Annotated in this window: 12 protein-coding genes; 9 read left to right on the top strand and 3 right to left on the bottom strand. The window is 70.9% G+C overall.

The window, feature by feature from the left end; translation table 11 throughout:
* The first annotated feature begins 104 nt into the window (after window positions 1–104).
* Window positions 105–2,081, top strand: coding sequence for a threonine--tRNA ligase (gene thrS, locus ACFWBW_RS26650; RefSeq protein ID WP_385377104.1), 1,977 nt, complete (start codon window positions 105–107; stop codon window positions 2,079–2,081).
* 52 nt (window positions 2,082–2,133) lie between these two features.
* Here the strand turns inward: thrS and ACFWBW_RS26645 are convergent, their stop codons facing one another.
* The gene (locus ACFWBW_RS26645) at window positions 2,134–2,799 is read right to left on the bottom strand and encodes a potassium channel family protein (RefSeq protein ID WP_385377102.1); all 666 of its coding nucleotides are present in this window, start codon (window positions 2,797–2,799) and stop codon (window positions 2,134–2,136) included.
* Between the two features lie 67 nt (window positions 2,800–2,866).
* Between ACFWBW_RS26645 and ACFWBW_RS26640 the strand changes: the two genes are divergently transcribed.
* A complete protein-coding gene (locus ACFWBW_RS26640) occupies window positions 2,867–3,427 on the top strand; it encodes an HIT family protein (protein WP_385377099.1) in 561 nt (186 codons plus the stop codon).
* Between the two features lie 124 nt (window positions 3,428–3,551).
* On the opposite strand, the gene ACFWBW_RS26635 is transcribed toward ACFWBW_RS26640, so the two are convergent.
* Window positions 3,552–5,222: a hypothetical protein gene (locus tag ACFWBW_RS26635; protein WP_385377097.1), complete on the bottom strand. Its 1,671-nt coding sequence runs from the start codon at window positions 5,220–5,222 to the stop codon at window positions 3,552–3,554.
* 261 nt (window positions 5,223–5,483) lie between these two features.
* Window positions 5,484–7,697, bottom strand: a complete 2,214-nt coding sequence (locus tag ACFWBW_RS26630) for an elongation factor G-like protein EF-G2 (protein WP_385377094.1) — start codon at window positions 7,695–7,697, stop codon at window positions 5,484–5,486.
* A 366-nt stretch (window positions 7,698–8,063) separates the two neighbouring features.
* Here ACFWBW_RS26630 and pgsA point away from each other — a divergent pair, with 366 nt between their 5' ends.
* From pgsA to ACFWBW_RS26595, 7 genes are all read left to right on the top strand, one after another.
* The gene (gene pgsA / locus ACFWBW_RS26625) at window positions 8,064–8,741 is read left to right on the top strand and encodes a phosphatidylinositol phosphate synthase (RefSeq protein ID WP_385377091.1); all 678 of its coding nucleotides are present in this window, start codon (window positions 8,064–8,066) and stop codon (window positions 8,739–8,741) included.
* A complete protein-coding gene (locus tag ACFWBW_RS26620) occupies window positions 8,741–9,676 on the top strand; it encodes a phosphatidylinositol mannoside acyltransferase (protein ID WP_385377088.1) in 936 nt (311 codons plus the stop codon). The genes pgsA and ACFWBW_RS26620 overlap by 1 nt, the downstream gene beginning before the upstream one ends.
* Window positions 9,673–10,836, top strand: a complete 1,164-nt coding sequence (locus tag ACFWBW_RS26615) for a glycosyltransferase family 4 protein (protein ID WP_385377085.1) — start codon at window positions 9,673–9,675, stop codon at window positions 10,834–10,836. Before ACFWBW_RS26620 ends, ACFWBW_RS26615 begins: the two co-directional genes overlap by 4 nt.
* A 338-nt stretch (window positions 10,837–11,174) precedes the next feature.
* Window positions 11,175–11,714 carry a hypothetical protein gene (locus ACFWBW_RS26610; protein WP_266910343.1) on the top strand — a complete coding sequence of 180 codons (540 nt, stop codon included), beginning with the start codon at window positions 11,175–11,177 and terminating at the stop codon, window positions 11,712–11,714.
* A 164-nt stretch (window positions 11,715–11,878) separates the two neighbouring features.
* Window positions 11,879–12,796: a pyridoxal 5'-phosphate synthase lyase subunit PdxS gene (pdxS, locus tag ACFWBW_RS26605; protein ID WP_030294529.1), complete on the top strand. Its 918-nt coding sequence runs from the start codon at window positions 11,879–11,881 to the stop codon at window positions 12,794–12,796.
* Between the two features lie 8 nt (window positions 12,797–12,804).
* Window positions 12,805–13,395 (top strand): pyridoxal 5'-phosphate synthase glutaminase subunit PdxT, encoded by a 591-nt coding sequence (pdxT, locus tag ACFWBW_RS26600; protein ID WP_250744713.1) that lies wholly within the window; start codon window positions 12,805–12,807, stop codon window positions 13,393–13,395.
* A 57-nt stretch (window positions 13,396–13,452) separates the two neighbouring features.
* The gene (locus ACFWBW_RS26595) at window positions 13,453–14,205 is read left to right on the top strand and encodes a YebC/PmpR family DNA-binding transcriptional regulator (RefSeq protein WP_243334244.1); all 753 of its coding nucleotides are present in this window, start codon (window positions 13,453–13,455) and stop codon (window positions 14,203–14,205) included.
* The last annotated feature ends 124 nt before the right edge of the window (window positions 14,206–14,329 follow it).

The following is a 14,329-nucleotide window of genomic DNA, read 5'->3' as shown; positions in this document are numbered from 1 at the left end:
CCCGGCGGGGGCCGGCCCTAACCGTTTAGCGGCGCAGCCCATCCGCTCGGTACGATTCAGGCGCGCAGTGTTCGCTCGCGCACCCCCTGAGTCAGGAGAGACCGGTGTCAGACGTCCGTGTGTTCATCCAACGCGATTCCGAGCGGGACGAGCGCGTGGTGGCCACGGGCACTACGGCGGCAGAGCTCTTCGCCGGCGAGCGCACCATCGTCGCCGCGCGCATCGCAGGTGAGCTGAAGGACCTCGCGTACGAGGTGAAGGACGGCGAGACCGTCGAGCCCGTGGAGATCTCCTCCCCGGACGGCCTCGACATCCTGCGCCACTCCACCGCGCACGTCATGGCGCAGGCCGTGCAGGAGCTGTTCCCCGAGGCCAAGCTGGGCATCGGCCCGCCGGTCCGGGACGGCTTCTACTACGACTTCGACGTCGTGAAGCCCTTCACCCCCGATGACCTCAAGGCCATCGAGAAGAAGATGCAGGAGATCCAGAAGCGCGGCCAGCGCTTCGCCCGCCGCGTCGTCACCGACGAGGCCGCCCGCGAGGAGCTGGCGAACGAGCCCTACAAGCTGGAGCTCATCGGCATCAAGGGTTCGGCATCGACCGACGACGGCGCGAACGTCGAGGTGGGCGGCGGCGAGCTGACCATCTACGACAACTTCGACGCCAAGACCGGCGACCTGTGCTGGAAGGACCTCTGCCGGGGCCCCCACCTGCCGACCACCCGCAACATCCCGGCGTTCAAGCTGATGCGCAACGCCGCCGCCTACTGGCGCGGCAGCGAGAAGAACCCGATGCTCCAGCGCATCTACGGCACCGCGTGGCCCTCGAAGGAGGAGCTGAAGGCCCACCTCGACTTCCTCGTGGAGGCCGAGAAGCGCGACCACCGCAAGCTCGGCACCGAGCTCGACCTGTTCTCCGTACAGGACGAGATCGGCTCCGGCCTGGCCGTCTTCCACCCCCGTGGCGGCGTCATCCGCCGCACCATGGAGGACTACTCGCGCAAGCGGCACGAGGAAGAGGGCTACGAGTTCGTCTACACCCCGCACGCCACCAAGGGCACCCTCTTCGAGAAGAGCGGCCACCTGGACTGGTACGCGGAGGGCATGTACCCCCCCATGCAGCTCGACGGTGGTACCGACTACTACCTCAAGCCCATGAACTGCCCGATGCACAACCTGATCTTCGACGCGCGCGGCCGCTCCTACCGCGAACTTCCGCTGCGCCTCTTCGAGTTCGGCACCGTGTACCGGTACGAGAAGTCCGGCGTCGTGCACGGCCTGACCCGCTCGCGCGGTTTCACCCAGGACGACGCGCACATCTACTGCACCAAGGAGCAGATGGCGGAGGAGCTCGACCGCACCCTGACCTTCGTGCTGAACCTGCTCCGCGACTACGGTCTGACCGACTTCTACCTGGAGCTGTCGACCAAGGACCCGGAGAAGTTCGTCGGCTCGGACGAGATCTGGGAGGAGGCCACCGCCACCCTCCAGCAGGTCGCCGAGAAGCAGGGCCTGCCCCTGGTCCCGGACCCGGGCGGCGCCGCGTTCTACGGCCCGAAGATCTCGGTCCAGTGCCGTGACGCGATCGGCCGCACCTGGCAGATGTCGACCGTGCAGCTCGACTTCAACCTGCCGGAGCGCTTCAACCTGGAGTACACCGGCCCCGACGGCACCAAGCAGCGGCCGGTCATGATCCACCGTGCGCTGTTCGGTTCCATCGAGCGCTTCTTCGCCGTCCTGCTGGAGCACTACGCGGGCGTCATGCCGCCGTGGCTCGCCCCGGTCCAGGCGGTCGGCATCCCGATCGGCGACTCGCACATCGAGTACCTGCAGGAGTTCGCCGCCGAGGCGAAGAAGAAGGGCCTGCGCGTCGAGGTGGACGCCTCCTCCGACCGCATGCAGAAGAAGATCCGCAACCAGCAGAAGCTGAAGGTCCCCTTCATGATCATCGTCGGTGACGAGGACATGGCCGCGGGCACCGTCTCCTTCCGCTACCGCGACGGTTCGCAGGAGAACGGCGTCCCGCGCGACCAGGCGCTGGCGAAGCTCGTCGACGTCGTGGAGCGCCGCGTCCAGGTGTGACCGCGGGCGGCGGCCGTGACCGCCGCATGACGGCCCGGAGCCCCCGGGGACCTCAGGTCCCCGGGGGCTCCTCCTCGTCCCCGCGCCGGAACACGTGGAGCATCCAGGACGAGAAGGAGCCCGTCACCGCGCCCAGCAGCGCCAGACCGCCCGCCATCAGGAACGCCGCGATGATCCGACCCATCGGGGTGACCGGGGCCATGTCCCCGTAGCCCACGGTGGTCAGCGTCTCGCACACCCACCACACCGCGTCCCCGAAGGTGTGGATCGTGCCGTTCGGGGCCCGGCGCTCGAAGTGGTAGACGCCGAGGGCGCCCGCGAGCCCGAGCAGCCCGGCCGACAGGCCGGCGTACGACATCACCCGCGCGTACAGTCCCTGGCGCGGGCGCTTCTGCCTGGCCTGGATCGCGTCGTGGACCTTGACCATGCGCAGCGGCCGCAGCATCGGCAGCAGCACGATCAGGGTGTCCAGCCAGTGCACGCGGACGAAGCGCAGCGGCGGCATGCGGCTCAGGATCAGCCGGGCCAGGTAGTCCACGATGAAGCAGGCCCAGGTCAGTGCGACCACGACGAGGCCGATGTCCCGCCACAGGGGGTGGGCCCGGTAGGCCAGTACGGAGACGGCGTAGGAGGCGAGGAAGAGCAGGGAGGCGTAGAACAGCGGCAGCTCCGTCCGGCGCTCCCAGGCCTGATCGCCGGTCTCGGGTGCAGGGTTCATGGGGCCAGCATCGCGTCCCGCACACCGGTGTTCGCCCCGGCGACACGCCGCTCGGGGGCAAGGTCATATGCTGCATCCCATGACGATTGAGCCGGAGCAGCAGATCGGTGTGGGCACGCAGGACGCGTTCCAGCGTCTGTGGACGCCCCACCGGATGGCCTACATCCAGGGGGAGAACAAGCCGACCGGGCCGGAGGCCGGGGACGGCTGTCCCTTCTGCGGGATTCCGGACATGTCCGACCAGGACGGACTGGTCGTGGCCCGGGGCAAGCACGTCTACGCCGTGCTGAACCTCTACCCGTACAACGGCGGCCACCTGATGGTCGTGCCGTACCGGCACGTCGCCGACTACACGGACCTGGACGGCGCCGAGACCCTCGAACTGGCCGACCTGACGAAGCGGGCGATGGTCGCGCTGCGCAAGGCCTCCGGTGCGCACGGGTTCAACATCGGCATGAACCAGGGCCAGGCCGCCGGCGCCGGCATCGCCGCGCACCTGCACCAGCACATCGTGCCCCGCTGGGGCGGGGACACGAACTTCATGCCGGTCGTGGGACACACCAAGGTGCTGCCCCAACTCCTCGCGGACACCCGCCAGATGCTCGCCGACTCCTGGCCCACGGGCTGAGACGACCGGCTGAGACGACCGGCTGAGACGACCGGCTGGGCCCATCGACTGAGGCCACCGGCTGGGCCCTCGGCCGAGACCACCGGCAGGCCCCACCCGATGGGGCCCGCCGGTGGGCCGGGGCTCACGCGTCGTAGACGTCCGCCTTGCGCGGTGCGGCGTCCTGGACCAGACCGCTGACGATCATCGAGCGGTTGGTGAAGCGTTCGGTGTCGACGCCGTTCTCCTCCAGGACCCGCATCGCGGCGGTGTGCACCGCCCGCAGGACCGGGGTCGCGGCGCGCATCGCGTCGTCCGCCATGAAGCGGTGGCGCCACGGCTGGCCGGCCCAGACGTGGCGGACGCCGAAGGGTTCCGGGAGGACGAGCTTGCCGCCCAGGAAGTCCAGGAGCGGCGGGTACCAGGTCAACGGCGCGCGCACGGCGAGGCGTACGACCTCGCTCGTGTCGACCACGGGTCGCTTGAGCTCCACGGTCTCCCAGAAGCGCACGGACTTGGCGACCTCGTCCACCGGCGCCGCCGATTTGGTGGTGAACAGGCCGTGCACCGGGCCGAGCGCGTGCCCGGTGACCTCCACGCGCAGGGTCTTGTAGAGCACGGTGACCGTGACCAGCATGGTGATCACGAGCTGGCCGTCCCAGAGCGGGTACTGGATGCCGAGGTAGTGCCGGTTGCCGGCGCTGAACTGCTGCTCGTTGCAGATCCGGGTGATCTCGTGCGGCTTGACCAGGAAGGTGTCCACGTCCGCTCCGCTGGGGCGGGCCACTTCCTTGGCACCCTCGCCGACGGGGCTGACGATCCAGTGCTGGATGGCGGCGGGCGGGAGGCCACCGGTGTGCAGGGGGCCGCGCTCCAGCTTGCGCAGCTGGGTGTCGATCGCGCGTATGACGTCCCAGCTGCGGAACGGGTGGATCTCGTGGCCCTCGTTCTTGGGGGCGAGCTCCTCGGCCATCTGCCAGCTGCCCCAGCGGGTGCCCATGCCGAGGATGCCCTTGGGGCCGGCGTAGAAGACGGCATTGCTGCGGTCCTCGGCGGTGAGCTTGGCCAGCGAGTGGCGCAGGTCCTCGCGGGCCTTCTCGTCGGGGTTGCCGGGGACGGCCTCCGGGATCTTGGCGGCCACCCCGCCGCCGCCCGCGAGGAGCCCGTCCCAGCGGGAGCGCAGGTCTTCCGCGGTGGCCTCGCAGAGCCGGCGGGCGAGGAACCAGCCGGCGACCGGGGCGATGACCATGGCGCGGACGTAGAGGCCCAGGAAGCCGGTCACCGGGAGCCGGAACATGAGCACGGCGACCACCAGGCCCACGCCGACGAGGAGCGCCGTGCCCATCCAGGAGGCCCGCTTGGCCTTGGAGCCCGCCAGAGCCTTGCGGGCCCAGAACAGGCCGAGCCACAGCAGCAGGCCGGGGAGGAACACGACCCCGCAGACGAGCATGATCAGGCGGAGCTTGCGGTCGCGCTCCTTGCGGATGCGGGAGGCGGCCAGGCAGTGCTCGACGACGGTCTGCGGGTCGGCGCCGAAGGACTGGATCAGGGGCTTGCGGGTGGGCGGGATGGTGCGTGCCTCGACGGCGCGGCAGAAGGCCTCGCCGAGATTGGGCGCGAGCAGGGAAATTTTGGCCGGTTTGACGACGGACTCGTGGTACTCGTTGTTGGCCTTGAGTATCTCTTCCAGCTTGGTGTCGCGCCCGCCGTCCCGGTAGGCGGCGGAAGCGAGGGCGTTGGTCGCGGCGGTCTGGCCGCCGCCGCCCTGGAGTGGGATCTGTGCCCCGGGCCTGAAGTCGAATCCGTCGTCCGCCACCGCTGCCCCCATCGCTGTGCGTCGTACTCGTGTGCCTCGTGTGCGGGCCTGCCCGCGATGCCGCCCGCTCCGGGGGTGTCCCCGGTGAGGCGTTCCCGCCCTGCGCGCCGGGCCCACCCGCTGGGCCCACCCGCTTTGGTCTACCCCTTCGGCCTGCCCGCCTCACGCGCGGACGAGCCTATCGGCCGATTCCTCCCCGTGGTCATGGGACGGCCAAATACCGCCCACCGCAAGCGGGTTGGGTGGGCGGTCAGGGTGACGCTATGTCAGTTGACTTCCCTTCTCTGACTGTTCGCGCAGCTTGTCCGCTATCTGCGGTGGCATCGGCTCGTGGCGCGCGTACGTACGGCTGAACTGCCCCGTGCCGTGCGATACGGAGCGCAGTTCGACGGCGTACCGGCCGATCTCGATCTCGGGGATCTCGGCGAGGACCCGGGTGCGGCCGGCGCCCGCGGCGTCCGTTCCGACGACGCGGCCCCGGCGGCCGGCGAGGTCGCTCATGACGGGGCCGACGTACTCGTCGGGTACGAGCACGGCCAGCTCGGCGACCGGCTCGAGCAGCCGGACCGAGGCCCCGGCGGCGGCTTCGCGCAGGGCGAGGGCGCCCGCGGTCTGGAAGGCGGCGTCGGAGGAGTCCACGGAGTGGGCCTTGCCGTCGAGCAGGGTGATGCGTACGTCGACCAGCGGGTAGCCGGCCGCGAGCCCCCGGGCGGCCTGCGCGCGGACGCCCTTCTCCACGGACGGGATGAACTGGCGCGGCACGGCTCCGCCGACGACCTTGTCGACGAACTCGATGCCGGTGCCCGGCGGCAGCGGCTCCACCTCGATCTCGCAGATGGCGAACTGGCCGTGCCCGCCGGACTGTTTGACGTGCCGTCCACGGCCGCCGGCCTTGGCGCCGAAGGTCTCGCGGAGGCTGACTTTGTGCGGGACCGGGTCGACCTGGACCCCGTACCGGGTGCGCAGCCGGTCGAGGGCGAGGTCCTGATGGGCTTCGCCGAGGCACCACAGGACGAGCTGGTGGGTGTGCGGGTTCTGCTCGAGCCGCATGGTCGGGTCCTCGGCGACCAGCCGGGCCAGCCCCTGGGAGAGCTTGTCCTCGTCGGCCTTGCTGTGGGCCTCGATGGCGAGGGGGAGGAGCGGGTCGGGCATGGACCAGGCCTCCATCAGGAGGGGCCGGTCCTTGGCGGAGAGGGTGTCGCCGGTCTCGGCGCGGGTGAGTTTGGCCACGCAGGCCAGATCGCCGGCGATGCAGTGGGAGAGGGTGCGCTGCTGTTTGCCGAAGGGGGAGGTCAGGGCGCCGATCCGCTCGTCGACATCGTGGTCCTCGTGCCCGCGGTCGGTCAGCCCGTGACCGCTCACGTGCACCGTTTCGTCGGGGCGCAGGGTGCCGGAGAAGACGCGGACGAGCGAGACGCGGCCGACGTAGGGGTCGGAGGAGGTCTTCACCACCTCGGCGACGAGCGGCCCGTCCGGATCGCAGGTGACCGCGGGGCGGGCCGTGCCGTCGGGTGTGGTGACGTTGACGGGCGCGCGCTCCAGCGGGGTGGGGAAGCCGCCGGTGATCAGTTCGAGGAGTTCCACGGTGCCCAGGCCCTTGCGGGCGCCGTCGGCGGCGGGGGCGGCCATCAGGACGGGGTGGAAGGTGCCGCGGGCCACGGCGCGCTCCAGATCGTCGACCAGGGTCTTGAGGTCGATCTCCTCGCCGCCGAGGTAGCGGTCCATGAGGGTCTCGTCCTCGCTCTCGGCGATGATCCCCTCGATCAGCCGGGCGCGGGCGTCGGTGATCAGGGCGAGCTCGCCGGGGTCCGGGTCGCGTTCGACGCGGTCGCCGGAGGTGTAGTCGTAGACGCGCTGGGAGAGCAGCCCGAGCAGTCCGGCCACCGGGGCGTGGCCGTCGGGGGCGGCGGGGCCGTGCAGGGGCAGGTAGAGCGGGCGCACGGCATCGGGGTCGTCCGCTCCGAAGGCGTCGCCGCACACCGTGGTCATCTGCGTGTAGTCGGCGCGGGCGGCTTCCAGGTGGGTCACGACGATCGCGCGCGGCATGCCGACGGCGGCGCATTCGTCCCAGACCATCCGGGTGGCTCCGGAGAGCCCGTCGCCGTCCTCGGCTGCCGAGATCACGAAGAGGGCCGCGTCGGCGGCGCGCAGTCCGGCCCGGAGCTCTCCGACGAAGTCGGCGTAACCGGGGGTGTCCAAGATGTTGATCTTGATTCCGGCCCACTCCACGGGGACCAGGGAGAGCTGGATCGAGCGCTGGCGGCGGTGCTCGATCTCGTCGTAGTCGGAGACGGTGGCGCCGTCCTCGACGCGCCCGGCCCGGTTCACCGCGCCGGCGGTCAGGGCCAGGGCTTCGACCAGGGTGGTCTTGCCGGATCCGCTGTGGCCGACCAGCACGACGTTCCGTACGGACGCGGGGCGGTCGGCCGTCGGTGCTCTGCCGGCGGCTCCGGATTGGTGTGATGCGGCTCCCACGATGCTCGTGCCTCCCGATTGGAGGGGATGAAGGGGAAAAAGGCCTCCAAGGCCTCCTTCGAGCTTTGCACTGCCGTCACACCCCGTCCATACGTCGTACCGGAACCGCGGGAACCGCAGGGCACGGAGGGACCGGGCGGGGCGCGTCGGCGCACGGCCGGATCCGGCGGGGCGGGGCCCGGCCGGATCCGCGGGGAGCCGCTGGACGGGCGCCCGGAACGTGGCGAACGGCCCGAGAACGGCCCGAGAACGGCCCGCGTCGTGTGAACCGGTGGGTGCGCGGCGCCGATGGCCCGGGGCCCTGGCTACGATGGGCCAGCCGGTGGCCGTGGTGGCCGTGCGGCCCAGCGACCCTCCGGGAAGGCCATGCTGAACAAGTACGCGCGTGCATTCTTCACGCGTGTTCTCACGCCATTCGCCGCTTTTCTGCTCCGGATGGGAGTGAGTCCCGACGCGGTCACCCTCATCGGCACGGCCGGAGTGGTGGCCGGAGCCCTGGTCTTCTTCCCCATGGGCGAGTTGTTCTGGGGCACGATCACCATCACGCTCTTCGTCTTCTCCGACCTGGTGGACGGGAACATGGCCCGTCAGGCCGGCGTCTCCAGCCGGTGGGGCGCGTTCCTCGACTCCACCCTCGACCGGGTGGCGGACGCGGCGATCTTCGGCGGACTCGCGCTCTGGTACGCGGGTTCCGGGAACAACAACGCGCTCTGCGCCGTCGCCATCTTCTGCCTGGCCAGCGGCCAGGTCGTCTCGTACACCAAGGCCCGCGGCGAGTCGATCGGCCTGCCGGTGGCCGTCAACGGGCTCATCGAGCGCGCCGAACGCCTGGTGATCACGCTGGTCGCCGCCGGCCTGTCCGGTCTGGAGACCTTCGGCGTCCCCTCGTGGATCGGCCTGCTGCTGCCGATCGCGCTGTGGGTGGTCGCGGCGGGCTCGCTCGTGACCCTGATCCAGCGCGTGGTGACCGTACGGCGCGAATCGGCCGAGGCCGACGCCGCCGCCGCTGCCGCGGGTGCTCCCTCCGAAGGCGGTACGCCCTGATGGGCAAGGCACAGGACAAACTGGTCGACGGGCTCTACGGGCTCGGCTGGGCCGGGGTCAAGAAGCTGCCCGAGCCGGCCGCGGCGGCCCTCGGCCGGCGGATCGCGGACTTCGTCTGGAAGCGGCGCGGCAAGAGCGTGCTGCGCCTGGAGTCGAATCTGGCCCGGGTGGTGCCGGACGCGACGCCCGAGCGGCTGCGCGGGCTGTCGCACGAGGGCATGCGCTCCTACATGCGGTACTGGATGGAGTCGTTCCGCCTGCCGACGATGGCCAAGGAACGATTCAGCTCCGACGTGGAGATGAAGGACGACCACATCCTGCGCGAGGCCCTGGCCTCCGGACGCGGAGTGATCGTCGCCCTCCCGCACCTGGCCAACTGGGACCTCGCCGGCGCCTGGGCCGTCACCCACATCGGAGTCCCCTTCACCACCGTCGCCGAGCGGCTCAAGCCGGAGACCCTCTACGACCGCTTCGTCGCCTACCGCGAGAGCCTGGGCATGGAGGTGCTCCCGCACAACGGCGGCGCCGCCTTCGGCACGCTCGCGCGGCGGCTGCGCTCCGGCGGGCTGGTCTGCCTGGTCGCGGACCGGGACCTGTCGGCCTCCGGGGTGGAAGTGGACTTCTTCGGCTCGGCCGCACGGATGCCCGCCGGGCCCGCCCTGCTGGCCCAGCAGACCGGCGCGGTCCTGCTCCCGGCCACCCTGTACTACGGGGACGCGCCGAAGATGTACGGCCGGATCCACCCCCCGGTGGAGGTGCCCGGGAACGGCACCCGGCAGGAGAAGACGGCCGTCATGACGCAGGCGGTCGCCGACGCCTTCGCGCAGGGCATCGCCGAACACCCGCAGGACTGGCACATGCTCCAGCGGCTGTGGATCGAGGACCTGCGACAGACCACCGACACCGACGGACGGCCCGAGGAGCACTCCGCGTGAAGATCGGCATCGTCTGCCCGTACTCCTGGGACGTGCCCGGCGGGGTCCAGTTCCACATCCGGGACCTGGCGGAACACCTGATCGGCCTCGGCCACGAGGTGTCGGTCCTGGCCCCGTCGGACGACGAGACCGGGCTGCCCCCCTACGTGGTGTCGGCGGGGCGGGCGGTGCCGGTGCCGTACAACGGCTCGGTCGCCCGGCTCAACTTCGGCTTCCTGTCGGCGGCCCGCGTACGGCGCTGGCTGCACGACGGGGTCTTCGACGTGGTCCACATCCACGAGCCGATGGCCCCCTCGCTGGGGCTGCTGACCTGCTGGGCGGCGCAGGGCCCGATCGTGGCCACCTTCCACACCTCCAACCCGCGCTCCCGGGCGATGCTCGCGGCGTACCCAATCCTGCAGCCGGCGCTGGAGAAGATCAGCGCCCGGATCGCGGTGAGCGAGTACGCGCGGCGCACCCTGGTCGAGCACCTCGGCGGGGACGCCGTGGTCATCCCCAACGGCGTGGACGTGGACTTCTTCGCCAAGGCCGACCCGAACCCGGCCTGGTCGGGCCAGACCCTCGGCTTCATCGGCCGGATCGACGAACCGCGCAAGGGCCTGCCGGTCCTCATGGCGGCCTTCCCCCGCATCGTGGAGCAGTGCCCGGACGTACGCCTCCTGGTGGCGGGCCGCGGCGACGAGGAGGAGGCGGTCGCCTCCCTGCCGCCCGGACTCCGCTCCCGGGTCGAGTTCCTCGGCATGGTCTCGGACGAGGACAAGGCGCGGCTGCTGCGCAGCGTCGACGTGTACGTGGCCCCGAACACGGGCGGCGAGAGCTTCGGCATCATCCTGGTCGAGGCGCTCTCGGCCGGGGCGGCCGTCCTCGCGGCCGACCTCGACGCCTTCGCGCAGGTCCTGGACCAGGGGGCGGCGGGGGAGCTGTTCTCCAACGAGGACCCCGACTCCCTGGCGGCCTCGGCCGTGGCCCTCCTGCGCGACCCGGCCCGCCGCGAGGAACTGAGCATCCGCGGCTCGGCCCACGTGCGCCGCTTCGACTGGTCGACGGTGGCGGCGGACATCCTGGCCGTCTACGAAACGGTGACCGACGGCGCGGCGGCGGTGGCGGAGGACGAGCGCGTCCCGCTCCGCACCCGCCTGGGCCTCTCCCGAGACGGGTAGTCGCCCCGGTCCCGAGCCCGCCCGAGCGCCGGCCCCGCCTGATCTCCGGCCCCGCCCGGGCTCGGGCCTCGCCTGAGGTCCCGCCTGGCCTGGGTGCGGCCCGCCCACACGGGACCTCGGCTGCGGATGTGCCGCTGCGCGGGACTTCGCCCCGCAGGGCCGTCCCGCCCGCACCCGCCCACCGGGCCCCGCGCCGGGACGGGGGTGGCGATCACCCCGCCCGGCCACCGCCGGACGGAATCCGGCGCAGTGGCGCGAAGCCGGGGAGGCCCGCGAGGGCCGAGGCGCGCGAGGGCCGAGGCGCGCGAGCGGCGCATTCAAAGGTAAGGTCGCGGCCCGTGATCGAAACCCTTGTCTGGATTGCCCTCGGCCTCGGCCTCGTCGGGGTGTACCTCAGTTGGACCGCCGGCCGGCTCGACCGGCTGCACTCCCGGATGGACGCCGCCCGCGCCGGCCTCGACGCGCAGCTCGTCCGCCGGGCCTCCGTGGTGCTGGAAGTGGCGACCTCCGGGGTGCTGGACCCCGCCTCCTCCCTCGTCCTGTACGAGGCCGCCCACGCCGCCCGCCAGGCGGAGGAGGAACACCGCGAGGTCGCCGAGAGCGAGCTCAGCCAGGCACTGCGCGCGGTGTTCGCCGACGTCGGGCAGGTCGACGCGCTCAAGGCCGCCCCGGGCGGGGCGGAGGCCACCGAGGAGCTCGCCGCGGCGGTCCGCCGGGTGCCGATGGCGCGGCGATTCCTCAACGACGCCGTCCGTGCGGCCCGCGCCCTGCGCCGGCACCGCAAGGTCCGCTGGTTCCGGCTCGCGGGCCACGCACCGTTCCCGCTGGCCTTCGAGATGGACGACGAGCCTCCGGTGGATCTGGCCGAGCGGCCGTAACTTGTACCCAATGGCCAAATCGCAAGGAGCCACCGGCTGCACATTGGCCCTTGCCGTGGACTGGTCGAGAAGGTTTCCTCGGTCCAGTACCACCAGGTCGTACCACCAGGCCGCCCTGGCGATCGCCAGTAGCGCCTGAATCTTCCTTCGAGTGAGGTCAATCCGTGAGCACGCTTCCCTCCACCCCGCAGTCCGCCGAGTCGGCGATCGGCACCTCCCGCGTCAAGCGCGGCATGGCCGAGCAGCTCAAGGGCGGCGTGATCATGGACGTGGTCAACGCCGAGCAGGCGAAGATCGCCGAGGACGCCGGCGCCGTGGCCGTCATGGCCCTGGAGCGGGTCCCCGCCGACATCCGCAAGGACGGCGGCGTCGCCCGGATGTCCGACCCGAACATGATCGAAGAGATCATCGAGGCCGTCTCCATCCCGGTCATGGCGAAGTCCCGCATCGGCCACTTCGTCGAGGCCCAGGTCCTGCAGTCCCTCGGCGTCGACTACATCGACGAGTCCGAGGTCCTGACCCCGGCCGACGAGGTCAACCACTCCGACAAGTGGGCGTTCACCACCCCCTTCGTCTGTGGCGCCACCAACCTGGGCGAGGCCCTGCGCCGCATCGCCGAGGGCGCGGCCATGATCCGCTCGAAGGGCGAGGCCGGCACGGGCAACGTGGTCGAGGCCGTCCGTCACCTGCGCCAGATCAAGAACGAGATCGCCCGCCTGCGCGGCTACGACAACAACGAGCTGTTCGCCGCCGCCAAGGAGCTGCGCGCCCCGTACGAGCTGGTCAAGGAAGTTGCCGAGCTCGGCAAGCTCCCGGTCGTGCTGTTCTCCGCCGGTGGCGTCGCCACCCCGGCCGACGCCGCGCTGATGCGCCAGCTCGGTGCCGAGGGCGTCTTCGTCGGCTCCGGCATCTTCAAGTCGGGCGACCCGGCCAAGCGTGCCGCCGCCATCGTGAAGGCCACCACCTTCTACGACGACCCGAAGATCATCGCGGACGCCTCCCGCAACCTGGGCGAGGCCATGGTCGGCATCAACTGCGACACCCTCCCCGAGTCCGAGCGCTACGCCAACCGCGGCTGGTAGTCATCACCATGACCACCCCCGTGATTGGTGTCCTGGCACTCCAGGGCGACGTACGGGAACACCTGATCGCCCTGGCCTCGGCTGACGCCGTGGCCAGGCCGGTCCGGCGTCCCGAGGAGCTCGCCGAGGTCGACGCCCTGGTGATCCCCGGCGGCGAGTCCACGACCATGTCGAAGCTCGCCGTGCTGTTCGGCATGCTGGAGCCGCTGCGCGAGCGGGTGCGGGCCGGGATGCCGGTCTACGGCACCTGCGCCGGCATGATCATGCTCGCCGACAAGCTCCTGGACGGCCGTGAGGACCAGGAGACCCTGGGCGGCATCGACATGATCGTGCGCCGCAACGCCTTCGGCCGGCAGAACGAGTCCTTCGAGGCGCAGGTCGACTTCGCCGGCATCGAGGGCGGCCCCGTCGAGGGCGTCTTCATCCGCGCACCCTGGGTCGAGTCCGTCGGCGGAGCCGCCGAGGTGCTCGCCACGTACGACGGCCACACCGTCGCCGTACGCCAGGGCAATGTCCTCGCCACCTCCTTCCACCCGGAGCTCACGGGCGACGACCGGGTCCACGCGTACTTCGTCGACATGGTGCGCGCGGGGCTGTAACGGCGTCCCGGTAGGATCTGAGGCGAACATTGTTGGTGACGCGAAGGAGACAGGCAGATGTCCGGCCACTCTAAATGGGCTACGACGAAGCACAAGAAGGCCGTGGTTGACGCCAAGCGCGGCAAGCTCTTCGCGAAGCTGATCAAGAACATCGAGGTCGCGGCCCGTATGGGCGGCGCCGACATCGATGGCAACCCGACCCTTTTCGACGCCATCCAGAAGGCGAAGAAGAGCTCGGTCCCGAACAAGAACATCGACTCCGCGGTCAAGCGCGGCGGCGGCCTCGAGGCCGGCGGCGCCGACTACGAGACGATCATGTACGAGGGCTACGGTCCGAACGGCGTCGCGGTGCTCATCGAGTGCCTCACCGACAACCGCAACCGTGCCGCGTCCGACGTGCGGGTCGCCATGACCCGCAACGGCGGTTCGATGGCCGACCCGGGCTCGGTCTCGTACCTGTTCAACCGCAAGGGCGTCGTCCTGCTGCCCAAGGGCGAGCTGTCCGAGGACGACGTGCTGGAGACGGTGCTCGAGGCGGGCGCGGAAGAGGTCAACGACCTCGGCGAGCAGTTCGAGATCATCAGCGAGGCCACCGACATGGTCGCGGTCCGTACCGCGCTCCAGCAGGCGGGCATCGACTACGACTCGGCCGACTCCAACTTCCTGCCGACCATGCAGGTCGAGCTGGACGAAGAGGGCGCGCGCAAGATCTTCAAGCTGATCGACGCGCTGGAGGACAGCGACGACGTGCAGAACGTCTTCGCCAACTTCGACGTCTCGGACGAGGTCATGGAGAAGGTCGACGCCTGATTCGGGCGCCGACCGCTCAGAGTGTCGCAGCGGGGGGGGGGGGGGGGGGGAGAGGGGGAGCGCGGCGGCTTGTTTTGTCTTCCCCCTTCCCCCCCCCACCCACCACAACCCGCCCCACCAAGAA

Origin of the sequence: Streptomyces sp. NPDC059957 (assembly GCF_042730015.1) — a bacterium.
In the GTDB taxonomy this organism is placed as follows: domain Bacteria; phylum Actinomycetota; class Actinomycetes; order Streptomycetales; family Streptomycetaceae; genus Streptomyces.
This window is presented reverse-complemented; position numbering and strand designations above follow the sequence as displayed.